The organism is Serratia rubidaea (genome assembly GCF_016026735.1).
GTDB lineage: Bacteria > Pseudomonadota > Gammaproteobacteria > Enterobacterales > Enterobacteriaceae > Serratia_B > Serratia_B rubidaea.
Genome location: NZ_CP065640.1, coordinates 4,157,506 through 4,183,100, shown reverse-complemented (window position 1 = coordinate 4,183,100; position 25,595 = coordinate 4,157,506). Strand labels below are relative to the sequence as shown.

Genomic DNA, 25,595 nt, shown 5'->3' with positions numbered 1-25,595 from the left:
TTTGCGTTTAGAGCAGGACGATTACTTTTTGGCTTTCTTTTCCGCCTTGGCGGCGGCCGGTGCTTTTGTTGCCTCTTCGGCTTCGCTGAACTCGCGGCCGTAGAAGGTATCCAGCATGATTTGTTTCAGCTCGGCAATCAGCGGATAGCGCGGGTTGGCGCCGGTGCACTGGTCGTCAAACGCGTCTTCAGACAGCTTATCAACCTTCGCCAGGAAATCGGCTTCCTGCACGCCCGCTTCACGGATGGAGGCCGGGATGCCAAGCTCGGTTTTCAGCTCGTCCAGCCATGCCAGCAGCTTCTCGATTTTCTGTGCGGTGCGGTCGCCTGGCGCGCTCAGGCCCAGGTGGTCGGCGATTTCAGCGTAACGACGGCGCGCCTGCGGACGGTCGTACTGGCTGAAGGCCGTCTGCTTGGTCGGGTTGTCGTTGGCGTTATAGCGAATCACGTTGGCAATCAGCATGGCGTTGGCCAGACCGTGCGGGATATGGAACTCGGACCCCAGTTTGTGGGCCATGGAGTGACACACCCCGAGGAAGGCGTTAGCAAAGGCGATGCCGGCGATGGTCGCCGCATTATGCACGCGCTCACGCGCCACCGGGTTCTTCGCGCCTTCTTTGTAGCTGACCGGCAGATATTCTTTCAGCAGTTTCAGCGCTTGCAGCGCCTGGCCGTCGGAGTATTCGTTCGCCAGTACTGACACATAGGCTTCCAGCGCGTGGGTTACCGCGTCCAGACCGCCGAAGGCGCACAGCGATTTCGGCATATTCATCACCAGGTTGGCGTCGACAATCGCCATATCCGGGGTCAGGGCATAGTCCGCCAGCGGATATTTCTGGCCGGTTTCATCATCGGTCACCACGGCGAACGGCGTGACTTCAGAACCGGTGCCGGAGGTGGTGGTGACGGCGATCATTTTTGCCTTCACGCCCATTTTCGGGAACTTGTAGATGCGTTTGCGGATATCCATAAAGCGCAGCGCCAGATCCTCGAAGTGGGTTTCCGGATGTTCGTACAGCACCCACATGATTTTCGCCGCATCCATCGGTGAGCCGCCGCCCAGCGCGATAATCACGTCCGGCTGGAAGGCGTTCATCTGCGCCGCGCCTTTACGCACGATGCTCAGCGTCGGGTCGGCTTCTACTTCGAAGAACACTTCGGTTTCGATGCCGTGGGACTTCAGCACGCTGGTGATTTGGTCGGCATAGCCGTTATTGAACAGGTAGCCGTCGGTGACAATAAACGCGCGTTTCGCGCCATCGGCCGCCACTTCTTCCAGCGCGATAGGCAGAGAGCCGCGACGGAAGTAGATAGATTTCGGAAGTTTATGCCACAACATGTTTTCTGCTCGCTTCGCTACGGTTTTCTTGTTGATCAAGTGTTTTGGACCGACGTTTTCCGAGATGGAGTTGCCCCCCCATGAGCCGCAGCCCAGCGTCAGCGAAGGCGCCAGCTTAAAGTTGTACAGGTCGCCGATGCCCCCTTGCGAGGCCGGGGTGTTGATCAGGATACGGGCGGTTTTCATCTTGTCGCCGAAGAAGGCGATGCGCTCCGCCTGGTTATCCTGGTCGGTGTACAGGCAGGAGGTATGGCCGATACCGCCCATTGCCACCAGTTTTTCCGCCTTGTCGACGGCGTCGGCAAAGTCTTTGGCGCGATACATGGCCAGCGTCGGCGAGAGTTTTTCATGGGCAAAGGGTTCAGATTCATCTACCAGCTTGACTTCACCGATCAGCACCTTGGTGTTGGCCGGCACGCTGATTCCCGCCATTTCGGCGATTTTCGGCGCGGATTGCCCGACGATGGCCGCGTTCAGGCCGCCGTTTTTCAAAATGATATCCTGCACCGCCTTCAGCTCTTTGCCCTGCAGCAGGTAGCCGCCGTGCGAGGCGAAACGCTCGCGTACCGCGTTATACACCTCATCGACGACGATCACGGACTGTTCCGAGGCGCAGATCACGCCGCTGTCGAAGGTTTTCGACATCAGGATAGAGGCGACGACGCGCTTGATATCGGCGCTTTCATCGACCACCACCGGAGTATTACCGGCGCCGACGCCGATGGCCGGCTTACCGGAGCTGTAGGCTGCCTTCACCATACCCGGGCCGCCGGTGGCGAGAATCAGGTTGATATCCGGGTGGTGCATCAGCTGGTTGGACAGTTCAACGGAAGGCTGATCGATCCAGCCGATGATATCTTTCGGCGCGCCGGCGGCGATCGCCGCCTGCAGCACGATATCTGCGGCTTTATTGGTGGCGTTCTTGGCCCGTGGGTGCGGTGAGAAAATAATGCCGTTACGGGTTTTCAGGCTGATCAGCGCCTTGAAAATCGCCGTAGAGGTCGGGTTGGTGGTGGGTACGATGCCGCAGATAATACCGATAGGCTCGGCGATGGTGATGGTGCCGAAGGTGTCGTCTTCAGACAGCACGCCGCAGGTTTTTTCATCTTTATAAGCGTTGTAGATATACTCGGAAGCAAAGTGGTTTTTAATCACCTTGTCTTCAACGATTCCCATACCGGACTCTTCAACGGCCATTTTAGCCAGGGGAATGCGTGCATCGGCAGCGGCGAGGGCAGCAGCACGGAAGATAGCGTCAACCTGTTCCTGGGTGAAGTTGGCAAACTCGCGCTGGGCTTTTTTGACACGTGCAACAAGCTCGTTCAATTCAGCGATATTTGTTACAGCCATAATGCTCTCCTGATAATGTTAAACTCTTTCAGTAAATAAGCCGTGTAAGCAGCAAGTATAGTCAGGTCTTGGAATACCAGGGAAAACGTTGGTTTTCGCCCGCGGTCGGCCACCTATGATGCTGATTTGCTTAAAGAGCTTTGCTCAGGAACGGGGTGTCGGTCAGACGGCATCGCACTGTTTACGCTGTCTGGCTACGACTAAAAGCTTAACTATTCTTGGGTAGCGTTTTTATGATTTAAATCACAAAAAGTGCAAGCTGACACCTTTCAGCTTGGCGTTGTTGAGAATTTTCTTATTCAAGGCATGATGCTGTTTTTTTGAAACAAAAAAGCCACCCCAAAATACATACTGTTAACATATAACTAAGCAGGTTATTACAAGCATCTTTCAAATGAAAAATGCTGTCTTCGGCGGATGGATTAGCCGCACTATTTCCATTACATTAGCGCGCATGGGGCGGTGCGCCCTGATACAGCGATTAATGCGGAGTTCTTGTGGGGCAATCATTGTTGGATTTTTCCGGCTATATCAAATTCTTTGTCGGCCTGTTTGCGCTGGTGAATCCCGTTGGGATTCTGCCGGTTTTTATCAGTATGACCAGCTACCAGGCGGAAGCGGGACGTAATAAAACCAATCTTACCGCCAACCTTTCCGTGGCGATTATTCTGTGGACATCATTGTTTATCGGCGAAGGGATCTTGCGCCTGTTCGGCATCTCCATTGATTCATTTCGTATTGCCGGCGGGATCCTGGTGGTGACCATCGCCATGTCGATGATCAGCGGCAAGCTGGGGGAGGATAAACAAAACAAGCAGGAGAAATCGGAAAGCGCTATCCGCGAAAGCATCGGCGTGGTGCCGCTGGCGCTGCCGCTGATGGCCGGCCCGGGGGCGATCAGCTCGACCATTGTCTGGAGTTCCCGCTACCACAGTTGGCAGAACCTGCTGGGCTTCACGCTGGCGATCGCGCTGTTTGCCTTCTGCTGCTGGCTGCTGTTTCGTGCGGCGCCGTTATTGGTTCGGTTATTGGGGCAGACCGGTATTAACGTTATCACGCGTATTATGGGGCTGCTGCTGATGGCATTGGGCATTGAATTTATTGTCACCGGCGTGAAGGCTATTTTCCCCGGTTTACTCTGACGCGGTAATTTGAGCCGCTAATGCCATTAGCGGCTCAAATTATTTTTAAAGTTTAAACTTATTTATTGAATGCATGAATGAGGTGCAAGATACGTCTGTTTTTTATACCAATGCACCATTTTGTGGCATAAGTCTCACTTTATTTGGCGACAAAGCATCCATTCGTTAATTTTTTAACCTCTCCCTGCCGCTTTTTCTCTATTTTTGCTTATCTTGTGAACGATTGTTGTTAATTTAGTCACATCATTCTGTGGGGCTTGTCTCGGCTTCATCCAGGTGATATTAGTGACTAGGCTCGCATTGCCAGATGTTTATTCTTTGAATGTTTGATTTGTTAATTTAATGTTTGTTTTTAGCGCGACGTGAAGCCGCGCTGGCGTGAACAACGGCTCTTTTCTGATATTTATTCAGTAAAATCATTGTGATAATCTGATTTTTCTCCGGTGATGTACGCAGGGGAGCGTTGTAAACAGCGGCAATAAAAGAGAATTGCTTAACATTTTTATAAAATTTATTGGCGATGGATTTTGGCATCTGCTAATTTCCGAGCAACTTTCTTGCGCCGTTTAGCCGCGCAGCAGACAAACAGGAATGATTTTTGCTGGTATCCGTTTATTGAAAATACTTATAAGCATTTCAAAAAATATCATAAGACATGCTTATTGATGATAGGGGCTTTGACTATGCAGCAAACCGTTACGCGCACGCCTTTAGCTATTTTTATTACCGGACTGTTTTTTTCTGCGTTGAATGTCAGTCATGCCGCCCAGGTGCCTGCCGGCGTTAAACTGGCGCCGCAGCAAACCATTGTGGTGAATAACGGCTCGGAAGTGGCGTCGCTGGATCCGCATAAAGTCGAAGGCAATCCGGAAAGTAATATTATTCTCAATTTACTGGAAGGGCTGGTGAGCACCGACGCCAACGGCCACGTGGTGCCGGCGGTGGCGGAGCGCTGGGACAATGAAGGGTTTAAAGTCTGGACCTTCCATCTGCGTAATACGGCCATCTGGAGCGACGGCTCGCCGGTGACCGCTGACGATTTCGTCTACAGCTGGCGGCGTTTGGCGGATCCCAACACGGCATCACCTTACGCCAGCTACCTGCAGTATGCCAAAATCGCCAATGCCGATGCGATCCTGAGCGGTAAAAAACCGCCGCAGACGCTGGGCGTCAAAGCCCTGGACGCGCATACCCTGCAGGTGACGCTGAGCGAGCCGGTGCCCTATCTGGTCAGTATGCTGACGCATACCTCGATGAAACCGGTCAAGCAGTCGGTGGTGGAGAAATTCGGCGATAAATGGACGCTGCCGCAGCACTACGTCGGTAACGGCGCCTACCGGCTGAAACAGTGGGTGGTCAACGAACGTATCGTACTGGCGCGCAGCAGCAGCTATTGGAACAACGCGGCGACGGTGATAGAGAAGGCCACCTTCCTGCCGATCGCCTCGGAGGTCAGCGACGTTAACCGCTACCGCAGCGGCGAGATCGATATCAGCAACAGCGCCATTCCGCCGACGCTATTTGGCAAAATGAAGCGTGAAATTCCCGAACAACTGCACGTTAACCCTTATCTGTGCACCTTCTATTACGAAATCAATAATCAAAAAGCGCCGTTTACCGACCCGCGGGTGCGTGAAGCGGTGAAGCTGACGCTGGATCGCGACATCATCGCCAACAAAATTATGGGCCAGGGGCAGATCCCGGCCTACGGCTTTACGCCGACCTTTATTGAAGGCGGCCAGTTTACCCAACCCGAGTGGGCGAGCTGGACGCAGGCGCAGCGCAACCAGCGCGCCAGACAGCTGCTGAGCGAAGCCGGCTACGGCGCGGGCAAGCCGCTGAAATTCTCGCTGCTGTACAACACCTCCGATCAAAACAAACAGCAGGCGATTGCCGCCGCCTCGATGTGGAAAAAGAACCTCGGCGCCGACGTCACCCTGAGAAATCAGGAGTGGAAAACGTCGCTGGAGAGTCGCCATCAGGGCCAGTTTGACGTAGCGCGCGCCACCTGGTGCGGCGATTACAATGAACCCAGCGCCTTCCTGAATCTGGCGCTCTCCAACAGCAGCAACAACACCTTGTTCTATAAAAGCGCGCGCTTTGATGCGCTGATGGCCGACAGCCTGCGGGCGACGGATGCCGCCGAGCGCGCCAGGGTGTATCAGCAGGCGGAGGCGCAGCTGGATAAAGACTCGGCGCTGGTGCCGGTGTACTACCGCGTCAGCGCGCGGTTGATCAAACCGACGGTCGGTGGTTTCACCGGTAAAGATCCGCTCGACTATATCGACGTAAAGAATCTGTACATCATCAAGCAGTAACACGGGTATTACACCGCACCGGTAACGGTGGGTAATACGGGGGAGAGAGGCCGGCCACCGCAGTCGTTCCGCGACGGCCGGACAACACGGCCCGCCTAACGGGCCACGCCGTCTCGGCATCGAGGCGGTGATAATAAAAAACTGGAGTGGATAATATGACCAACATCACAAAGAAAAGCCTGCTGGCCGCGGGGATTATGGCTGCGCTGGGCATCAGCGCCGGCGCGTTCGCCGCTGAGGTGCCGGCGGGCGTGCAGCTGGCCGACAAGCAGGAGATCGTTAAAAATAACGGCTCTGAAGTGCAGTCGCTGGATCCGCATAAAATAGAAGGGGTGCCGGAAAATAACGTCACCCGCGATCTGATGGAAGGCCTGGCCAACAATACGCCGGACGGCGGTATTGAGCCGGGGGTGGCGGAAAGCTGGGATAACAAAGATTACAAAGTGTGGACGTTCCACCTGCGTAAAGACGCCAAGTGGTCGAACGGCAAGCCGGTGACGGCGCAGGACTTCGTGTATAGCTGGCAGCGGCTGGTGGACCCGAATACCGCCTCGCCGTACGCCAGCTATCTGCAGTATGCGCACGTAGAAAACGTTGATGACATTATCGCCGGTAAAAAAGACAAATCGACCCTGGGGGTGAAGGCGCTGGACGACCACACCTTCCAGGTGACGCTGACCGAGCCGGTGCCTTATCTGGTGGAGATGACCCCGCACTACGCCATGAAGCCGGTGTATAAAGAGGCGGTGGAGAAGTTTGGCGAGAAGTGGACCCTGCCGCAGAACTATGTCAGCAACGGCGCCTATAAGCTGAAAAACTGGGTGGTTAACGAACGCATCGTGCTGGAGCGCAACCCGGAATACTGGAACAACGCCAAAACCATCATCAATAAAGTGACGTTCCTGCCGATTTCCTCCGAGGTGACCGACGTAAACCGCTACCGCACCGGCGAGATCGACATGACCTACAACAATATGCCGATCGAACTGTTCCAGAAATTGAAAAAAGAGCGTCCGAAAGAGGTGCACGTCGACCCGTATCTGTGCACCTACTATTACGAAATCAATAACCAGAAAGCGCCGTTTACCGATGCGCGCGTGCGCGAGGCGTTAAAATTGGGCCTCGACCGCGACATCATCGTGCATAAAGTGAAGAATCAGGGCGACCTGCCGGCCTACAGCTTTACGCCGCCGTATACCGACGGGGCGAAGCTGACGCCGCCGGCGTGGTTCGGCTGGAGCCAGGAAAAACGCAACGAAGAAGCGAAAAAACTGCTGGCGGAAGCCGGTTACGGCCCGGGTAAGCCGCTGACTTTCAGCCTGCTGTATAACACCTCGGATCTGCATAAGAAACTGGCCATCGCCGCCGCCTCCATCTGGAAGAAAAACCTGGGCGTCAACGTCAAACTGGTCAACCAGGAGTGGAAAACCTTCCTCGATACCCGTCATCAGGGCAACTATGACGTGGCGCGCGCCGGCTGGTGCGCCGACTATAACGAACCAAGCACCTTCCTGAACATGATGCTGTCCGACAGCAGCAGTAACACGCCGCACTATAAGAGCGAAGCCTTCGACAAGCTGATGGCCAATGTGCTGACGGCGAAAAGCAAAGATGAACGCGCGGCGCTCTATCAGAAAGCGGAAGTGCAGCTGGATAAAGACTCTGCCATCGTGCCGGTCTATTACTACGTTAACGCCCGTCTGGTGAAGCCTTACGTCGGCGGCTATACCGGTAAAGACCCGCTTGATAACGTGTACGATAAAAATCTGTACATCATCAAACATTGATTGATACGGCAAGGGCTGGTGACGTTGTCACTGGCCCGGTCAAAATAATAAGCCGTTATCAGGCTGTAGCACAGGGTTAGGGCAATGCTGAAATTTATACTTCGACGCCTGTTAGAGGCGATCCCGACACTATTTATCCTTATTACCATTTCATTCTTTATGATGCGCCTGGCGCCCGGCAGTCCATTTACCGGCGAACGCGCATTGCCACCGGAAGTGCTGGCGAATATTGAAGCCAAATATCATCTCAACGATCCGATCTGGAAACAGTACGGCAATTATCTGCTGCAGCTGTCGAAGGGGGATTTTGGCCCGTCGTTTAAATACAAAGACTATTCGGTCAATGATCTGGTGGCCGGTTCATTCCCGGTGTCCGCCAAACTGGGGGCGGCGGCGTTTCTGCTGGCGGTGATCCTGGGCGTCAGCGCCGGGGTGATCGCGGCGCTGAAGCAAAATACCAAATGGGACTATACGGTGATGGGCTTCGCCATGACCGGGGTGGTGATACCCAGTTTCGTGGTGGCGCCGCTGCTGGTGCTGATCTTCGCCATCACGCTGAAGTGGCTGCCGGGCGGCGGCTGGAACGGCGGCGCCTTCAAATTTATGATCCTGCCGATGGTGGCGCTGTCGCTGGCTTATATCGCCAGCATCGCGCGTATTACCCGCGGCTCGATGATTGAAGTGCTGCACTCCAACTTTATCCGCACGGCGCGCGCCAAAGGCCTGCCGATGCGGCGCATTATCTTCCGCCACGCGCTCAAACCGGCGCTGCTGCCGGTGCTGTCCTATATGGGCCCGGCGTTCGTCGGCATTATTACCGGCTCGATGGTGATTGAAACCATTTACGGCCTGCCGGGCATCGGGCAGCTGTTCGTCAACGGCGCGCTGAACCGCGACTACTCGCTGGTGCTGAGCCTGACGATCCTGGTCGGCGGTCTGACCATTTTGTTCAATGCGATTGTTGACGTGCTGTACGCCGTTATCGATCCGAAAATTCGCTATTAATCGGAGCACGCCAATGATGTTGACGAAAAAGAACAGCGAAGCTCTGGAAAACTTCAGCGAGAAGCTGGAGGTGGAAGGGCGCAGCCTGTGGCAGGACGCCCGCCGGCGCTTTATGCATAACCGCGCGGCCCTGAGCAGCCTGGTTGTGCTGGCGCTGATCACCCTGTTTGTGATTATCGCGCCGTGGCTGTCGCAGTTTGCGTATGACGATACCGACTGGGGGATGATGTCGGCGCCGCCGGATATGGAATCCGCCCACTATTTCGGCACGGACTCCTCCGGCCGCGATCTGCTGGTGCGCGTGGCCATCGGCGGACGCATCTCCCTGATGGTCGGCGTGGCGGCGGCGCTGGTGGCGGTGGTGGTCGGCACTCTGTACGGCTCGCTGTCCGGCTACCTGGGCGGCAAGGTTGACTCGGTGATGATGCGCCTGCTGGAGATCCTCAACTCCTTCCCGTTTATGTTCTTTGTGATCCTGCTGGTGACCTTCTTTGGTCAGAATATTTTCCTGATCTTCGTGGCGATCGGCATGGTGTCGTGGCTGGATATGGCGCGTATCGTACGCGGCCAGACGCTGAGCCTGAAGCGTAAAGAGTTTATTGAAGCGGCGCTGGTGTGCGGCGTCTCCACCCGCAATATCGTGCTGCGCCATATCGTGCCGAACGTGCTGGGGGTGGTGGTGGTGTATGCCTCGCTGCTGGTGCCCAGCATGATCCTGTTTGAATCCTTCCTCAGCTTCCTCGGGCTGGGGACGCAGGAGCCGTTAAGCAGTTGGGGCGCCTTGCTCAGCGACGGCGCCAACTCGATGGAGGTTTCACCGTGGCTGCTGCTGTTCCCGGCCGGTTTCCTGGTGGTCACCCTGTTTTGTTTCAACTTTATCGGCGATGGCCTGCGTGACGCCCTCGACCCGAAAGACCGTTAAGGAGCGCCATCATGACTACTCTTGAATATCCGCAGGCTGCGGCCGCACAGGCGGCCGACGGCGCGCCGCTGCTGGACGTGCGTGATTTACGCGTGACCTTTTCGACGCCGGACGGCGACGTGACGGCGGTTAACGATCTCAATTTCGATCTGCGCGCCGGCGAAACGCTGGGCATCGTCGGCGAATCCGGCTCCGGCAAATCGCAGACCGCGTTCGCCCTGATGGGATTGCTGGCGGCCAACGGCCGTATCGGCGGTTCGGCGCGCTTTAACGGCCGGGAAATTCTCAACCTGCCGGAGAAGCAGTTAAACCGGCTGCGCGCCGAAGAGATTTCGATGATCTTTCAGGACCCGATGACCTCGCTCAATCCTTATATGCGCGTGGGCGAACAGCTGATGGAAGTGCTGATGCTGCATAAGAACATGAGCAAAAGCGAGGCGTTTGAAGAGTCGGTGCGGATGCTGGATGCGGTAAAAATGCCGGAGGCGCGCAAGCGCATGCGGATGTATCCCCATGAGTTTTCCGGCGGGATGCGTCAGCGGGTGATGATCGCCATGGCGCTGCTGTGCCGGCCGAAGCTGCTGATCGCCGACGAACCGACCACCGCGCTGGATGTCACGGTGCAGGCGCAGATTATGACCTTGCTGAACGAGCTGAAGCACGAGTTCAATACCGCCATCATTATGATTACCCACGATCTGGGGGTGGTGGCCGGTATCTGCAACAAGGTGCTGGTAATGTACGCCGGCCGCACCATGGAGTACGGCAGCGCTCGCGACGTGTTCTACCACCCGAGCCATCCGTACTCGATCGGCCTGCTCAACGCGGTGCCGCGCCTTGACGCCGAGGGCGAATCGCTGCTGACCATCCCCGGCAACCCGCCAAACCTGCTGCGGCTGCCGAAAGGCTGTCCGTTCCAGCCGCGCTGTCCGCATGCCATGGATCAGTGCGCGAGCGCTCCCGCGTTGGAGCCGTTTGGTGAAGGGCGCCTGCGCGCCTGTTTCAAGCCGGTGGAGGCGTTGGTATGACTACAGCAACCGAAAAGAAAGTGCTGCTCGAAGTGGCCGATTTAAAGGTGCACTTTGATATTAATGATGACAAACAGTGGTTCTGGCAGCCGTCAAAAACCCTGAAGGCGGTGGACGGCGTAACGCTGCGGCTGTTTGAGGGGGAAACGCTGGGCGTGGTGGGGGAATCCGGCTGCGGCAAGTCCACCTTCGCCCGGGCGATTATCGGCCTGGTCAAGGCCACCAGCGGCAGGGTAGCCTGGCTGGGCAAAGATCTGCTTGGCATGAGCGACGCGGACTGGCGCCAGGCCCGCAGCGATATCCAGATGATCTTCCAGGACCCGCTGGCGTCGCTGAACCCGCGCATGACCATCGGCGACATCATCGCCGAACCGCTGCGCACCTACTACCCGAAGATGCCGCGCCAGGAAGTGCGCGACAAGGTGCAGGCGATGATGATGAAGGTCGGTCTGCTGCCGAACCTGGTCAACCGCTATCCGCACGAGTTCTCCGGCGGCCAGTGCCAGCGCATCGGTATCGCCCGCGCGCTGATTCTGGAGCCGAAGCTGGTGATTTGCGATGAGCCGGTGTCGGCGCTGGACGTCTCGATTCAGGCGCAGGTGGTCAATCTGCTGCAGCAGCTGCAGCGCGAGATGGGGCTGTCGCTGATCTTTATCGCCCACGATCTGGCGGTGGTGAAGCATATCTCCGACCGCGTGCTGGTGATGTACCTTGGCCATGCGGTGGAGCTGGGCACCTACGACGAGGTGTACCATAATCCGCAGCACCCTTATACCAAGGCGCTGATGTCGGCGGTGCCGGTGCCCGATCCGGATAAAGAGCAGGATAAGCAGATCCAGCTGCTGGAAGGGGAACTGCCTTCGCCGATTAACCCGCCTTCCGGCTGCGTTTTCCGTACTCGCTGCCCGATCGCCGGGCCGGAGTGCGCCAAAACGCGTCCGCTGCTGGAGGGCAGTTTCCGCCATGCGGTCTCCTGTCTGAAGGTGGACCCGCTGTAAGCGGCGGCGCTAAAACAAAAAACCTGCCGTGCGGCAGGTTTTTTTATGCTTACCTTGCGGTTACTCTTTCCACAGGATATGGCACAGCTTGTGGTCTTTTTCGCGGCAGATCAGCACCCGGGCAAACACGTCGTTGATCGGCTCGCCGTCGCTTTCCGCCAGGCCAATCACCACTTCTGCGAAGAAGTCCGGGTTCAGGTCGTAATCGACATGCTCCTGCCAGTCTTCCGCCGGATCGTACAGCTCGGCGCCGCCGCGCTCCTCAAACTGCAGGTTGAACAGCAGAATATCCGCCGGATCCAGATTGTCGCCGGCCAGTTCGAGGAAAATATCGTATGCCTGTTCCAGCGTTTCGTCTTCGGTAAGGCGGTTATTCAAATCCATAAAAAATTCCAGTCATAGATGATGAAGCTGATAGTAAACCATGCCCGACGCTAATTACAGCAGCGGGCTGAAAAAGTAAAACACGCGCTCAAGAATGCGGTGCCAGAACGGCCGCTTCTGCCACTCTCTGGCCTCCAGCAGCTGGGAGCGGGCGATATAGTCATCCTGGACGCAGGCCAGATCGCTGCCGAAGCCGTCATCATCGATCACCAGCGTGATTTCAAAATTCAGCCACAGGCTGCGCATATCCAGATTCACCGTGCCCACCAGGCTCAGCTGGCCGTCGACCAGCACGCTCTTGGTATGCAGCAGGCCGCCTTCGAACTGGTAGATTTTCACCCCGGCTTCCAGCAGTTCGGAGAAGAAGGCCCGGCTGGCCCAGCGCACCATCATTGAGTCGTTATCGCGCGGTACGATAATGCTGACCTCCACGCCGCGCAGCGCGGCGGTGCAGATGGCGTGCAGCAGGTCGTCGCTCGGCACGAAGTAGGGGGTGGTCATAATCAGCTGTTCACGGGCGGAATAGACCGCCGTCAGCAGCGCCTGATGGATCATCTCCTCCGGGAAGCCGGGGCCGGAGGCGATCACCTGAATGGTGTGGCCGCTTTCCTGCTCGAACGGCATGATATTCATATCCGGCGGCGGCGGCAGGATGCGCTTGCCGGTTTCAATTTCCCAGTCGCAGGCGTAGACAATCCCCATGGTGGTGGCGACCGGGCCTTCCATACGCGCCATCAGATCGATCCACTGGCCGACGCCGGCATCCTGTTTGAAATAGCGCGGGTCCACCATATTCATGCTGCCGGTGTAGGCGATGTAATTGTCGATCAGCACCACCTTGCGATGCTGGCGCAGGTCCATACGGCGCAGGAAGACGCGGAACAGATTCACCTTCAGCGCCTCGACCACTTCAATGCCGGCGTTGCGCATCATGTTCGGATACGGGCTGCGGAAGAACTGCAGGCTGCCGGCGGAGTCGAGCATTACCCGGCAGTGGACGCCGCGGCGCGCGGCGGCCATCAGCGACTCGGCGACCTGATCGGCCAGCCCGCCGGGCTGCCAGATATAGAACACCATCTCGATATTGTGCCGCGCCAGCTCAATATCGCGGATCATTGCCTTCAGCGTGGCGTCGGTGGTGGTCAGCAACTGCAGCTGGTTGCCCTTGACGCCGTCGATACCCTGACGCCGGTGGCAGAGCTGGAACAGCGGCCGCGCCACCTCGCTGTATTGCGTGGCGAAAATACGGCGGCTTTCCTTCAGCTCATTCAGCCAGCGTGCGGTAGAGGGCCACATGGCCTTGGCGCGCTCGGCGCGTCGTTTCCCCAGATGCAGCTCGCCGAACGAGAGATAGGCGACGATGCCGACCAGCGGCAGGATGTAGATAATCAACAGCCAGGCCATGGCAGAAGGCACGGCGCGACGCTTCATTAAAATACGCAGGGTAACACCGGCGATAAGTAGCCAGTAGCCGAACACCAGCAGCCAACTGATTACGGTATAAAATGTTGTCATAAAGGCGAAAAATCCCGTTCGCAAACCACCAACGATGAGTGTACGCACAGATCACGCAAGGGGAAACCTTTTCCCGGATCTTAGGTGACATAAATATGGCGAATGAAACCAGGATGGCAAGCGGGGAAATAACTTTTTATTTGCCATAGGGCGTCGTTTATTACTGTTTCGTTGCATCACGGGCGGCCGGACGGGGTGCAGGCGAGGGGGCGAAAGGTATATAATGCCCGGCGTTTGGCAATGACGTATAAGTGGTAAAATTATGAGACGCAGTAGAAATGAAGTGGCCCGTTGGCGGATGATGCGACAGAATCAGCGGCGCAGGCATCGCTGGCTGGAGCGCCAGTCGCGGGGGTATCGGCATATTATGCAGGTGCGCCGTCTCCTGGATAATCAGCACCGGCGTTCCTTGTTGTTTACTGTGTCTTGCGAATGGTGAAACGCCGGCGAGACCGCTAAAAAAACAGTCCCTGACGGGACTGTTTTTCGTTGGGGCTAGGGCTTCATCGCGCGGGCAAGCGCCGCGGCGCCGACGGCCATCAGCGCGGCGGCGGCGGCCAGCACGGCAATAAAGGCCTGATCAAAAGAGGCGCGCGCCAGATTAATCAGCGTTGCCCCCTGAGCCGCACTCAGTTCACCGGCCTGGCGCAATGCCTCGTCCAGACTGTCATAGGCCAGCGGCGTGACCGGCAGATCGGCGGGCAGCAACAGGCTGTAGCTGTAAACCACGGTCATCAGGCCGCCTAGCAGCGTGATGCCCAGCACGCTGCCCAGCTCATAGGCCACGTCCTCAATCGACGCCGCCATACCGGATTTTTCCTCCGGCGCATTAAGCATAATGGCGGTGGAGGCGGCGGTAATGGCGCCCCCGAGGCCAAAGCCGGCGGCGAATAACAGGGTTAGCTGCCACAGCGGCGCGCCGTGATAACAGCCGATCAGCCCGGCGACGGCCAGCGTGGTTAGCAGCAGACCGCCCAGAATCAGACGGCGCTCCCCCCAGCGCGGCAGCAGCAGCCCCGCCAGCGGGCCGGAAAGGGCGGAGGCCAGCGGGATCGGCAGGATAAACAGCCCGGCCTGCAGCGGACTCAGGCCGTTAACCAGCTGCAGTCGCTGGCTCAGCACCAGTTCAATGCCCACCAGCGCGACCATCGAGATCACCGCCACGGCGACGCCGCTGGCGAACAGCCGGTTGCTGAACAACGTGAAATCAATCATCGGCGATGTCGTCCGGCGCTGGCGCCGCGCGAACAGGGTTAAAAACAGCAGCCCCAAGGTGGCGGAAAGCGCCAGAATCGGCAGCGACGGCTGGGTCTTGCTCAGCTCTTTCAGCGCATAAATGCTGCTGACCAGCCCCACCATAATCTGCAGCGAACCCGCCACGTCAAAGGGGCGCTGGCTGTTGCCGCCGCACTGGGGAATCAGCCGCCAGGCCAGCGGCAGCACTATCAACACCACCGGGACGTTAATCAGAAAGACCGAACCCCACCAGAAATATTCCAGCAGGATACCGCCGACCACCGGCCCGACCGCAGCACCGCCGGAGGCGACCGCCGACCAGATGCCGATTGCCAGCGCCCGTTCGCCGGGCTCGGTAAACACGTGGCGTACGATGGAGAGTGTCGCCGGCATCATCATGGCGGCGCCGATGGCTAAAAAGGCGCGCGCGGCAATCAGGATGGCGGCGCTGGGGGCAAAGGCGGCGCATAAGGAGGCGACGGCAAACGTCGGCAGGCCGGCGATAAACATTTTTTTGTGGCCGATGCGGTCGCTGAGCATGCCGGCGCCCGGCAACAGACCGGCAACCACCAGCGGATAGGCGTTAACGATCCACAGCTTCTCCGATGCGCTGGCGTCCAGCGCCGTCGTCAGACGCGGCAACGCGGTATACAGCACGGTCATATCAATAATAATTAAAAAAAGCGCGCTGGAGATCATTGCCAGGATCAACCAGCGGTTATTTGCGTGCATAATGACATCCTAAACAAAACCGAGACGGCATAACGCCGCCGTAACGTATCCCCAAAATTTTGTGGGGTTAATGCGCATACTATAAATCCGTACGTTCGTATTGAAAAGGGGAATGTAATGGGGCGACAGCGAAGTATCGATCGTGACCGTGTATTGGATGCGGCGGAAGAAATCATTGCGACGCAGGGGGCATCCGGCCTGACGATTGATTCGGTGGCCAAGGCCATGGGGATTTCAAAGGGCGGCGTGCAGTACTGCTTCGGCAGTAAGGATGCGCTGATCGACGCCATGTTTGACCGCTGGGGCAAGGCCTATGACAACGTCTTCAACCAGATAGCCGGCGACGATCCTGCGCCGCTGACCCGGGTGCGGGCGCATATGCTGGCGACCTGTAATTCCGATCATACCTCCAGCGCCAAGGCGGCGGGCCTGATGGCCACCCTGATACAAACGCCGGAACATCTGCAGAGCAGCCGCGAGTGGTACCGCGAGCGGATTGAGGGCCTTGATCTGGAGAGTGAAGAGGATAAACGCGCCCGGCTGGCGTTTCTGGCGACCGAAGGGGCCTTTATGCTGCGCTACTTTGGCTTGATGGATATCTCCGAGCAGGAGTGGGCATCCATGTTTGCCGATATGCAGCGCTATATCCTGGATGCACAGTCAAAGTCATAAAGGTGCCGGCATCGCCTATCGCACTGATAGATGGCGATGCCCGGCGCGGCGGAGTATGTTTACAGCACACAACATATTCCCTCGAAGAACCCACTTGGCCAGCGACTCCGCGCTGGCTTTTTTTTGCTTAAAATACCTGTTTGAAAGGCTTCACTACGACCTCGCCGTACACGCCGGCGGCCACGTAGGGATCCTGCTGTGCCCACTGCTGCGCCTCGCCCAGCGAGGCGAACTCGGCGATCACCGTTGAACCGGTAAAGCCGGCGCTGCCGGGATCGTTGCTGTCGATAGCGGGGTTTGGCCCGGCCACCACCAGACGGCCCTCATCGCGCAGCGCCTGCAGGCGGGCGAGGTGCGCCGGGCGTACCGACAGACGGTTTTCCAGCGAGTCGGGCAGATCCTGCGCATAGATCAGATACAGCATGTTTCACCTTTAAAATCATCGTTATATCGGGGAAAACCAAAGTAGCCTAAAAGCGTCGGCAAAGAAATGATTTTTGCGGGGGCTGGCGTTAATGCCTTGAAGGCGCTAGTTTTTATTCGTATAGTGCGCCCGCATCGGGGCGAAGAGAAGCATTAAGGTGAAAGTATGACGGAATTTGTGCGGGAAAAACTCAATCTGCCGGCGGGGAAAAGCAGGCTGCTGCTGCACTCGTGCTGCGCACCCTGTTCAGGCGAGGTGATGGAGGCGATTCAGGCTTCTGGCATCGATTATGCCATCTTCTTTTACAACCCCAATATCCATCCGCAGAAAGAGTATCTGTTGCGCAAAGAGGAGAATATTCGGTTCGCGCGGCAGCATGGCGTGCCGATCATTGATGCGGATTATGACACTGACAATTGGTTCGCCCGCGCCAAAGGGATGGAGCACGAGCCGGAGCGCGGTATCCGCTGCACCATGTGCTTCGATATGCGCTTCGAACGTACGGCGCTGTATGCCCATGAGCACGGCTATGACGTTATCTCCAGCTCATTGGGCATCTCGCGCTGGAAGAATATGCAGCAAATTACCGACTGCGGCATCCGCGCCGCGCAGAAATATCCTGAACTGACGTATTGGGATTATAACTGGCGTAAGAAGGGCGGCGCGTCGCGCATGATCGACATCAGCAAGCGCGAACGCTTTTATCAGCAGGAGTATTGCGGCTGCGTCTATTCGCTGCGCGACACCAACCTGCACCGTAAAGCGCAGGGGCGTCCGTTAATCAAGCTGGGCGTGCTGTATTACGGCGATGAGGAGGAGTAATCCTGCTCTGCCAGGCCGAATGAAGTGCGGGTAACCGCGAATTATCTCTTCGCCGCAAAGGCGGAAGGCGGTTGTCCGAATTGTCGACCGAACGCCGTGGTGTAGGCGCTGTGGCTGTCGTAGCCGCTCGCCAGCGCCACCTGCGTTATCGGAATTCCCTGCATCAATAGCGTCAGCGACGACATCAACCGCAGTTGCTGACGCCATTTGCCAAAGGTCATGCCGGTCGCTCGGAGAAAGCGCCGGTGGAAGGTTTTATCTCCCATCGCCAGCCTGCCGGCCCACTCAACGGCGCTGGCCGTATCGCCAGGATTATCCAGTAGCACCCGGCACACGTGCTGTATCGGGCTGTCAGCATCGCCCGCAGGCCACGGCAGATGAAGCGGCAGTGCCGGCTGGGCGTGGAGTTCTTCGACCAACAGTTCACCGAGCAAATGCAGGCGCTTAGCGGCGATGGTCTGGTGGTCGGCTTGCGCCAGCGCCATGATCAACTCGCGCAGCAGGCCGGAGACGTGAACCACGCAATCATGCGGCGGCAGGCGGGCGCAAATATCATCGCGCACAAACAGGCCGTACGCCTGCAGCGCCACGGGAACAGCCAGACCGTGCGCCACGCCGGAGCGAAGCCAGACCGCCGCCGTGGGGGGCACCAGCCATTGCCCGCTTTCCGCTTCCACGCGTAATAGGCCTTGATTGGCATAGATCAGATGGCCGTGCGCATGCCGATGCCGGGGCACGATATGGCCTGCCGGGTAGCGTACGGCGACGCCGAATACCGGCAAACCACGGGCATCTTTTTCGCTCAGGTCGAGCGCCTGACCGCCGTCTTCAGGAGAGTAAAAACCCATGCCGCCGTACTTTGTCCAAATAAATAAAGAATATGTCTATTTTTATGTAGATGGACGCCAGGCGCAAGCCTAATATCGAAGGCAGACGATCTACTGGGGCTATTCATGATGTGCACACTCGGGCTTTTGCAACGGCTACTAACTCTGGCTCCCGGTCGGGGTCTGCGCGCGCCCGTTCGCGCTATGACCCATCCTGATTCCCCCTGACCCCGACCACCGTCAGCTTGTTCCGAGCCAGGGGAATTGGATGCAAACAATTCCCCTGGAGTGTTTTTATGCTGACCGATCCTTCCCAGAAATATCGCCCCCTCACACCGATCGCCGTGGCCGATCGCCAATGGCCATCACGCAGCCTGACGCAGGCCCCGATCTGGCTGTCCACCGATTTGCGCGACGGCAACCAGGCGCTGTTCGAACCGATGAATCGCGAGCGCAAGCTGCGCCTGTTCCATAAACTGGTGCAAATCGGCTTCAAAGAGATTGAAGTGGGTTTCCCCGCCGCTTCGCGCACTGATTTCGAGATTGTGCGCCATCTGATTGACGCAGACCAGATTCCCGCCGACGTTACCCCGATGGTGATGACGCAGCTGCGTGACGATCTGATCGCAGAGACGGTGCGCAGCGTGGCAGGCGCACGGCGGGTGATTGTGCATTTCTACAATGCCATCGCTCCCGCCTGGCGCGAGATTGTGTTCGGCATGAGCGTGCCGCAGATTATCGACATGGTAGAACGCCACATTGCGCTGTTCAGGCAACTGACGGCCGCCCACCCGGAAACCGAATGGGTCTTGCAATACTCGCCTGAAACGTTCTGCATGGCCGAGCTGGATGTTTCACTGGCTGTCTGCAATGCCGCCATTCGCGCCTGGGATGCCGGGCCGCAGCGGCCGATGATTGTCAACCTGCCGACCACGGTCGAAGTCGCTACGCCCAACGTCTTCGCCGACCAGATTGAATGGATGCACCGGCGGCTGGAGCGGCGCGAGCACCTCGTGCTGTCCGTACATCCGCACAATGACCGGGGAACCGGCGTGGCCTGCGCAGAACTGGCGATGCTGGCCGGCGCGCAACGGGTTGAAGGTTGCCTGTTTGGCAATGGCGAGCGCAGTGGCAACGTCGATGTGGTGACGCTGGCGCTGAATCTGTATACGCAAGGCATCGCACCTGGGTTGGATTTTTCCGACATCGCGGCGATTGCCCGCGTGGCGGAGGAGTGTACCGCGCTGCCTATTCACCCGCGACATCCGTATGTCGGCGATCTGGTATTTACGGCGTTCTCCGGCTCGCATCAGGATGCTATCGCCAAAGGGCTGAGCGCGCAAAAGGACGATGCGCTTTGGCGCGTGCCTTATCTGCCGATTGACCCCAAAGACCTGGGCCGCACCTATGACAGCATCGTGCGCGTCAATAGCCAGTCAGGAAAGGGCGGTATCGCGTTTTTACTGCAGCGCGACCACGGTATCACCATGCCGCGTCGCATGCAGGTGGAGTTCAGCGCTATCGTCCAGGCCTTGGCCGACGCCAGCGAAACGGAGCTGACCAGTGAGCAAATTTGGGCGCTGTTCGAACGCACTTACCTGAGCCCGCTGCGGGAACGCTCAGGCTTCACCTATCGCGGCCATCGCCTGTTCGAACATGCGCACGGGCAGGGCATCACGCTGGAGATGGCGGATGCGGATGGCGACATCAGGAGCGTCGAGGGGATAGGCAACGGCCCGATTGCCGCGACGGTGGCGGCGTTGGGCCAGTCGTTACGCATCGACAGTTATGAAGAGCGCAGTCTGGGCGCGGGGGCCGATGCGACGGCGCTGGCGATTGTGGAGGCGGCGATGCCCGGCGTGCCAGGCTCGCGTTTTGGCGTGGGCCGGCACGCGAACATAGTAACGGCTTCGGTACTGGCGGTGTTGAGCGCGGCGGCCAGGTTCTCGACGATGGATGACGCGGCTGACTGACTGGCCTCCCATCGCGTGGCATCTATTTGCATACGGTAAACATCGTGCTTGCATAGCGTCTCAAGCCTTGCGTGATTGATACGCAGGGCTTTTTTGTGCCCGACAGGAGAACAACAGGTTAAAAAAACGTGTAACGGCGGCACAGAAAGGCTAACGGCGGGTTAAGCGTTTGGCGTTTTTGGCGGCGGAAGAGGCGAATCATGCCGATTACAGCGATAGTTTGCCGTTCGTTATTGAATATGATTGCTATTTGCATTTAAACTTGGCGAATCAGAGGAAACTGAACCATTATGCTGCTAAAAAAGATGTTCCCAATTCGCCGTTTGTCAGTGCCGATTGTCCTCTCCGTTGGCTTACACAGCGCCCTGGTGGCCGCTTTACTCTATGCTTCCGTTAAGGAAGTGGTGATGCCGCCTAAACCTGAGGATGCGCCGATCAGCGTCATGATGGTCAATACCGCCGCGCTGGCGGAACCGCCGCCGCCGGCGCCCGCCGAGCCGGAACCCGAGCCGCAGGTGGAGCCGGAACCGGAGCCAGAACCGATCCCGGAACCGCCGCCGGTGCCAAAAGCGATTCCCAAGCCGGAGCCGGTGAAGCCGAAACCGAAGCCTAAGCCAAAACCTAAGCCGAAGGTGGAAAAAACGGTTAAGCGCGAACCGAAAAAAGTCGAGCCGCGTCAGCCTTCGCCGTTTGAAAATGATGCGCCGTCCAAGCCGGTCGATAAAGCGCCGGTGAAGCAGGCGCCGTCCGCGCCGGTGCAGGGGCATTCAACCGATACCGGGCCGAAGCCGCTCAGCCGCGTTGCGCCGTCATACCCGCCGCGCGCCCAGGCGCTGCAGATTGAAGGCAAGGTCAGGGTGCAGTTCGACGTCGACAGCGATGGCCGCATCAGCAACGTACGCATTTTGTCGGCCCAGCCGCGCAATATGTTTGAGCGCGAGGTGAAGCAGGCGATGCGTAAGTGGCGCTATGAGCCAAAAGCCGCGAAAGACCGTATCGTTAATATTCAGTTCAAGCTGGACGGCACCGCCTCGCTGAATTGATAGCGGACGCGCCGGCAAAGAATAAGGGTCGCTCTAGAGCGACCCTTGTTGTTTCTGCAGTTGCTGCGGCTTACTCTTCAAAACCGACGCGAAAGTTCATCTTGCCGTCCGGCAGCGCGCGCGGGTTGCCTTCATCATCCACCGCCACATAGGTAAACAGCGCCTCGGTGGCGCGATAGCGTTGGCCAATCGGTGAGGTGGACACCTTCTTCACCCACACTTCAACATTGATGGTAATCGAGCTGCGCCCGGTACGGATACAGTGGGCATAGCAGCACACCACATCGCCGACGGCGACCGGCTTAAGAAACGTCATGCCGTCGACGCGCACCGTTACGACGCGGCCTTCGGCGATCTCTTTGGCCTGAATCGCGCCGCCGATATCCATCTGCGACATCAGCCAGCCGCCAAAAATATCACCGTTGGCGTTAGTATCCGCCGGCATGGCCAGCGTACGGAGCACCAGCTCCCCGCTGGGTAATGGTCGTTGTTGTTGTTGTGTCATAGTCGTTTATTTTTTTGAGAATTGGATCACATTATACTGCCCGCAGTTGTCGCCGCGGGCATTAACAATTTTGTAACTATTTTTTCTGCTCTTCCGGCATATGCTTATAAATATAGACGCCGCTCAGCAGGGTGAACACCAGCGTCAGCGCGGTCAGGCCAAAGACTTTAAAGTTGACCCATACGCTCTGCGGCAGCCAGAAGGCGACGTATATATTGGCCAGCCCGCAGGCGAGGAAGAACAGCGCCCAGGCCAGATTGAGATTGCTCCAGATGCGATCCGGCAGCGTCAGCTCTTTACCCAGCATCCGCTGGATCAGCGGTTTTTTCAGCACCAGCTGGCTGACCAGCAGCGCGATGGCGAACAGCGCGTAAATCACCGTGACTTTCCATTTGATAAACAGATCGCTGTGGAACACCAGCGTCAGCGTGCCGAAGACCGCCACCATCAGGAAAGTGATCAGCGTCATTTTTTCTACCTTGCGGTATTTCACCCAGGTGAACACCAACGCCAGCGCGGTCGCCACGATCAGCGCGCCGGAAGCGACGTAAATATCGTAGAGCTTATAAAACGCAAAAAAGACAATTAACGGGAGAAAATCAAGAAACTGCTTCATAAATCAATCCATCATCTGTTCGTCGGCCGACTATACCGGATTCGGCCGGATCTGTGTACCGCCGGAGGTTGCTGATTATCGGCGTTTTGTCCGCGGATTTCCGCTATCCGGGCAAGAATTTGCATAACATTACCAACGTGCGTTCCGGCCATGTTACCCACCCGACGCAATAGCGTCCGTTAATAATTTACCATGGAAAGCGGTCAGCGCCAGCGCGGCCGAATAAGCGGGGAGTCATTGAGTGACACCGTCACAGATTGGCACGCGACGAACCGGGAAAATAAAAGGGCACGCCGAAGCGTGCCCTGATTGTTTGCTGGCGCGCCGATCAGTGGCGCAACAGCATATACAGACGGAACAGGTACACCAGCAGCAACGCGGTCACCAGGTTGCTCAACGCGGTCAGCACCACGCCGGCGACGCTTGGCGCCAGCGCCGAGAGGTGGCTGACCAGCAGCAACACCAGCAGCTTGGCCGCCAGCCACAGCATCATGGCCGGTACGATCAGCCGGGCGTTGGCAAAGGCCAGCTTGGCGCTCTGACGCAGTGAGGCGAACACGCCTTGCTTATCCGCAGAGCAGATCACCGGCGCCAGCGAAAAGGCGATGGCGATAATCACCCCGGGCACGACAAACAGCGTCAGGCCGAGCTGAATCAGCAGGGTGCAGATAAACAGCAGCAGCAGCAGGCGCGGCAGCTCCGGCGCGGAAGCGCCAATCGCCCGCAGCGCGCTGACCGGCTGACCCTGAGAAACCAGGCGGATCAGCGTCAGCATACCGCCGACCAACAGCAGATTCCCCACCAGTGCGGCAAAGGTGGCGGCCGCTGATTTCTTCAGCATCACCACTTGCTGTTCCGGGGTCATCTGCGCCACAAACTCCTGCAGCCCCATCCCGGCGGATGAGGAGAGCTCTGAAAACGCGGCGTCCAGTATCTTGAGCTGCTCGGCATCGGGCTGGAAGGCCTGATCGAGCAGTATCGAAATAAACGCGGTCAGCAGCGACAGCAGCAGGATGGTGGCCAGCTGGTTGCGGAAAAAGTTAAAACTGTCACGGTACACAGTGTTAGCCGTGATAGACATGCAGACTCCTTGGCGTCGGGAACAGAGATAATCAGTGGTGGATTGTACCTTGTTCCGGCTCGCTGTGGCACCCCGCAAGCGCTATGGCGCTGATTTCTTCAGCGATTATCGTCTCCGGCAGCGTAAGCGGCAGGGCAACGGGCAGCGGCGGCAGGCCGTAGCGTTCGCGCGCGCGGTCGCAGGCCTCATTACGCAGGCCGTTTTCGCCGGAGGCGTCAAACTCGCGGCACGGCGTCGGCCGGTTCAGGTAGATCGAACAGGATACGGCCCGGCCGATTTCACCGTCGAGCGCAGTGCAGCGCGGGGACTTGCTGTTGGTCCCCTGCATACAGCGCAGGAACGGGGTTAACGGCTCGGTAAGCGCGCTTGGCACTACGCCGCCGCCGTCATCGCCTTCAGCCCAATAAAACGACACGCGGAAATAGGCGCAGCACGCGCCACAACTTACACAGGGATTGAGAATTTCGCTCATCTTGATTGCCACCATCTCCTAACGGCCACCAACCAAAACCAACAGGGAGCGAAAAAATTACTCAGCGCCACCTATTTCCGCAACTGAAATTTCACGTGTTTACATTTTTCGCAACAAATAGGCTTTTTTGATTTAGATCAATTCTTGATTTATTAATCGCTTAGCTAACCCTGATTTTTGTGCGAATTAATATTTTTACACATAAGATGTGATCTCCATGCGATCAAAAATACCTTGTAATAGGTATATTCGGCAGGGCTAGAAACCACACATATGGAATGGATGATGATGAAGAAAACTACTTTAGCAGTGGTATTGGCGGCGATGGTTGCGCCAATGGTGCCAATGGCGGCAAGTGCGCATCAGGCCGGGGATTTCCTGCTGCGCGCCGGCGCAGCGACGGTGCGTCCGACCACCGGTTCGGATGATGTGCTGGGACAGGGGTCGTTCAGCGCCAGCAACAATACCCAGCTCGGGCTGACTTTCGGCTATATGGTGACGGACAATATCGGCGTTGAATTACTGGCGGCAACTCCGTTCCGTCATAAGGTGTCGCTCAGCGGCCAGGCGGTCAGCGGCGATATCGCGACGGTGCATCACCTGCCGCCGACGCTGATGGCGCAATATTACTTTGGCGATCGCCAGGACAAACTGCGTCCTTACATGGGCGTGGGCGTCAACTACACCACCTTCTTTGATGAAAAATTCAATCAGAAAGGCAAGGACACCGGGCTGAGCAACCTGAGCCTGAAAGACTCCTGGGGCGTCGCCGCGCAGGCCGGTCTGGACTATAACCTGGATGAGCACTGGATGCTGAACATGTCAGTGTGGTGGATGAACATCGAAACCAAAGTGCGCTTTAACGATGCGGCCGGCGGCAATCACAGCATTGATACGCGCCTGGATCCTTGGGTGTTTATGTTCGGCGCCGGCTACCGTTTCTAAGCCGGAACCGATGTCTGATGGGGAGGCGCCCTGCAGCGCCTCCTTAGCGTTTACTTCAACTGCATCACGTTTTCTACCGACTTCACGCCGGCGACGCCGCGGGTAACCTGCACCGCACGGTTGGCGTCTGCGCTGGAGCTGACAAAACCGCTTAGCTGTACGCGCCCTTTAAAGGTTTCCACGCTGATTTCCCGCGATTTGATATTTTTATCCGCCAGCAGCGCCGACTTCACCTTGGTGGTGATGACCGTGTCGTCAATATAGCCGCCCGTTCCTTCTGATTTCGCCGTCGGCGCGCAGGCCGTTACCGCCAGCGCCATGACGCCGGCCATACACAGAGCTGCAAGGGTTTTAAATAGCTTCATAGTTACTCTCCATGCCATGTTATTTTTTTAACCACAGATTACCTTGGTCTGCGGGCGCAGACATCACAAGTGTGAAACAACGGGCGGATTAGTCA

25 protein-coding genes are annotated in these 25,595 nt (G+C 57.5%); 13 read left to right on the top strand and 12 right to left on the bottom strand.

The window, feature by feature from the left end:
- Positions 1–21: 21 nt before the first annotated feature.
- Entirely contained in the window at positions 22–2,688 is a 2,667-nt protein-coding gene (gene adhE, locus I6G83_RS19645) for a bifunctional acetaldehyde-CoA/alcohol dehydrogenase (RefSeq protein WP_054306600.1), read from the bottom strand.
- Between the two features lie 497 nt (positions 2,689–3,185).
- Here adhE and I6G83_RS19640 point away from each other — a divergent pair, with 497 nt between their 5' ends.
- Complete coding sequence (locus I6G83_RS19640; protein ID WP_015672549.1) at positions 3,186–3,830, top strand: YchE family NAAT transporter; 645 nt, start codon at positions 3,186–3,188, stop codon at positions 3,828–3,830.
- A 339-nt stretch (positions 3,831–4,169) separates the two neighbouring features.
- On the opposite strand, the gene I6G83_RS19635 is transcribed toward I6G83_RS19640, so the two are convergent.
- Positions 4,170–4,364, bottom strand: coding sequence for a hypothetical protein (locus I6G83_RS19635; protein ID WP_128144828.1), 195 nt, complete (start codon positions 4,362–4,364; stop codon positions 4,170–4,172).
- Between the two features lie 149 nt (positions 4,365–4,513).
- On the opposite strand from I6G83_RS19635, the gene I6G83_RS19630 reads away from it, so the two are divergent.
- The 6 genes from I6G83_RS19630 (at position 4,514) to oppF (ending at position 11,888) form a co-directional block, all read left to right on the top strand.
- Positions 4,514–6,148, top strand: coding sequence for an ABC transporter substrate-binding protein (locus I6G83_RS19630; RefSeq protein WP_054306601.1), 1,635 nt, complete (start codon positions 4,514–4,516; stop codon positions 6,146–6,148).
- A gap of 155 nt (positions 6,149–6,303) precedes the next feature.
- Positions 6,304–7,935 (top strand): oligopeptide ABC transporter substrate-binding protein OppA, encoded by a 1,632-nt coding sequence (gene oppA / locus I6G83_RS19625; protein ID WP_054306602.1) that lies wholly within the window; start codon positions 6,304–6,306, stop codon positions 7,933–7,935.
- Positions 7,936–8,019: 84 nt separating this feature from the next.
- The gene (gene oppB / locus I6G83_RS19620) at positions 8,020–8,940 is read left to right on the top strand and encodes an oligopeptide ABC transporter permease OppB (RefSeq protein ID WP_015672546.1); all 921 of its coding nucleotides are present in this window, start codon (positions 8,020–8,022) and stop codon (positions 8,938–8,940) included.
- 13 nt (positions 8,941–8,953) lie between these two features.
- Positions 8,954–9,862, top strand: coding sequence for an oligopeptide ABC transporter permease OppC (gene oppC / locus I6G83_RS19615; protein WP_015672545.1), 909 nt, complete (start codon positions 8,954–8,956; stop codon positions 9,860–9,862).
- 11 nt (positions 9,863–9,873) lie between these two features.
- Complete coding sequence (gene oppD, locus I6G83_RS19610) at positions 9,874–10,890, top strand: ABC transporter ATP-binding protein (protein WP_015672544.1); 1,017 nt, start codon at positions 9,874–9,876, stop codon at positions 10,888–10,890.
- A complete protein-coding gene (oppF, locus tag I6G83_RS19605) occupies positions 10,887–11,888 on the top strand; it encodes a murein tripeptide/oligopeptide ABC transporter ATP binding protein OppF (RefSeq protein ID WP_054306603.1) in 1,002 nt (333 codons plus the stop codon). The genes oppD and oppF overlap by 4 nt, the downstream gene beginning before the upstream one ends.
- A gap of 60 nt (positions 11,889–11,948) precedes the next feature.
- Here oppF and I6G83_RS19600 read toward each other — a convergent pair whose 3' ends face one another.
- Both I6G83_RS19600 and cls read right to left on the bottom strand, forming a co-directional pair.
- Positions 11,949–12,272, bottom strand: coding sequence for an HI1450 family dsDNA-mimic protein (locus tag I6G83_RS19600; RefSeq protein ID WP_015672542.1), 324 nt, complete (start codon positions 12,270–12,272; stop codon positions 11,949–11,951).
- 54 nt (positions 12,273–12,326) lie between these two features.
- Positions 12,327–13,787 carry a cardiolipin synthase gene (gene cls / locus I6G83_RS19595; RefSeq protein ID WP_015672541.1) on the bottom strand — a complete coding sequence of 487 codons (1,461 nt, stop codon included), beginning with the start codon at positions 13,785–13,787 and terminating at the stop codon, positions 12,327–12,329.
- A gap of 262 nt (positions 13,788–14,049) precedes the next feature.
- Here cls and I6G83_RS19590 point away from each other — a divergent pair, with 262 nt between their 5' ends.
- The gene (locus tag I6G83_RS19590) at positions 14,050–14,226 is read left to right on the top strand and encodes a YciY family protein (RefSeq protein WP_015672540.1); all 177 of its coding nucleotides are present in this window, start codon (positions 14,050–14,052) and stop codon (positions 14,224–14,226) included.
- A 56-nt stretch (positions 14,227–14,282) separates the two neighbouring features.
- On the opposite strand, the gene I6G83_RS19585 is transcribed toward I6G83_RS19590, so the two are convergent.
- Positions 14,283–15,755 carry an MFS transporter gene (locus tag I6G83_RS19585; protein WP_054306604.1) on the bottom strand — a complete coding sequence of 491 codons (1,473 nt, stop codon included), beginning with the start codon at positions 15,753–15,755 and terminating at the stop codon, positions 14,283–14,285.
- 117 nt (positions 15,756–15,872) lie between these two features.
- Here I6G83_RS19585 and I6G83_RS19580 point away from each other — a divergent pair, with 117 nt between their 5' ends.
- A complete protein-coding gene (locus I6G83_RS19580; protein WP_054306605.1) occupies positions 15,873–16,427 on the top strand; it encodes a TetR/AcrR family transcriptional regulator in 555 nt (184 codons plus the stop codon).
- A 127-nt stretch (positions 16,428–16,554) separates the two neighbouring features.
- Here the strand turns inward: I6G83_RS19580 and I6G83_RS19575 are convergent, their stop codons facing one another.
- Complete coding sequence (locus I6G83_RS19575; RefSeq protein WP_054306606.1) at positions 16,555–16,851, bottom strand: YciI family protein; 297 nt, start codon at positions 16,849–16,851, stop codon at positions 16,555–16,557.
- A 165-nt stretch (positions 16,852–17,016) separates the two neighbouring features.
- Between I6G83_RS19575 and I6G83_RS19570 the strand changes: the two genes are divergently transcribed.
- Positions 17,017–17,673, top strand: a complete 657-nt coding sequence (locus I6G83_RS19570) for an epoxyqueuosine reductase QueH (protein WP_015672536.1) — start codon at positions 17,017–17,019, stop codon at positions 17,671–17,673.
- A 41-nt stretch (positions 17,674–17,714) separates the two neighbouring features.
- Here the strand turns inward: I6G83_RS19570 and I6G83_RS19565 are convergent, their stop codons facing one another.
- Positions 17,715–18,521, bottom strand: coding sequence for an AraC family transcriptional regulator (locus I6G83_RS19565; RefSeq protein WP_054306607.1), 807 nt, complete (start codon positions 18,519–18,521; stop codon positions 17,715–17,717).
- A gap of 275 nt (positions 18,522–18,796) precedes the next feature.
- Between I6G83_RS19565 and I6G83_RS19560 the strand changes: the two genes are divergently transcribed.
- Positions 18,797–20,473: a 2-isopropylmalate synthase gene (locus tag I6G83_RS19560; protein WP_054306608.1), complete on the top strand. Its 1,677-nt coding sequence runs from the start codon at positions 18,797–18,799 to the stop codon at positions 20,471–20,473.
- Between the two features lie 290 nt (positions 20,474–20,763).
- Complete coding sequence (gene tonB / locus I6G83_RS19555; protein ID WP_015672533.1) at positions 20,764–21,516, top strand: TonB system transport protein TonB; 753 nt, start codon at positions 20,764–20,766, stop codon at positions 21,514–21,516.
- Between the two features lie 70 nt (positions 21,517–21,586).
- Here the strand turns inward: tonB and yciA are convergent, their stop codons facing one another.
- The 4 genes from yciA to I6G83_RS19535 all read right to left on the bottom strand — a co-directional run bounded on the left by yciA (position 21,587) and on the right by I6G83_RS19535 (position 24,190).
- Positions 21,587–22,021 (bottom strand): acyl-CoA thioester hydrolase YciA, encoded by a 435-nt coding sequence (gene yciA, locus I6G83_RS19550; RefSeq protein WP_054306609.1) that lies wholly within the window; start codon positions 22,019–22,021, stop codon positions 21,587–21,589.
- A gap of 76 nt (positions 22,022–22,097) precedes the next feature.
- Positions 22,098–22,637, bottom strand: a complete 540-nt coding sequence (locus I6G83_RS19545) for a septation protein A (protein WP_015672531.1) — start codon at positions 22,635–22,637, stop codon at positions 22,098–22,100.
- Positions 22,638–22,965: 328 nt separating this feature from the next.
- On the bottom strand, positions 22,966–23,718 hold the full coding sequence (locus I6G83_RS19540) for a YciC family protein (protein ID WP_054306610.1): 753 nt from the start codon (positions 23,716–23,718) through the stop codon (positions 22,966–22,968).
- Positions 23,719–23,749: 31 nt separating this feature from the next.
- Entirely contained in the window at positions 23,750–24,190 is a 441-nt protein-coding gene (locus tag I6G83_RS19535; RefSeq protein ID WP_054306614.1) for a YkgJ family cysteine cluster protein, read from the bottom strand.
- A 288-nt stretch (positions 24,191–24,478) separates the two neighbouring features.
- Here I6G83_RS19535 and ompW point away from each other — a divergent pair, with 288 nt between their 5' ends.
- Positions 24,479–25,135 (top strand): outer membrane protein OmpW, encoded by a 657-nt coding sequence (gene ompW, locus I6G83_RS19530; RefSeq protein ID WP_054306615.1) that lies wholly within the window; start codon positions 24,479–24,481, stop codon positions 25,133–25,135.
- Between the two features lie 50 nt (positions 25,136–25,185).
- Here ompW and I6G83_RS19525 read toward each other — a convergent pair whose 3' ends face one another.
- A complete protein-coding gene (locus I6G83_RS19525) occupies positions 25,186–25,500 on the bottom strand; it encodes a BON domain-containing protein (protein ID WP_054306611.1) in 315 nt (104 codons plus the stop codon).
- Positions 25,501–25,595 lie beyond the last annotated feature (95 nt).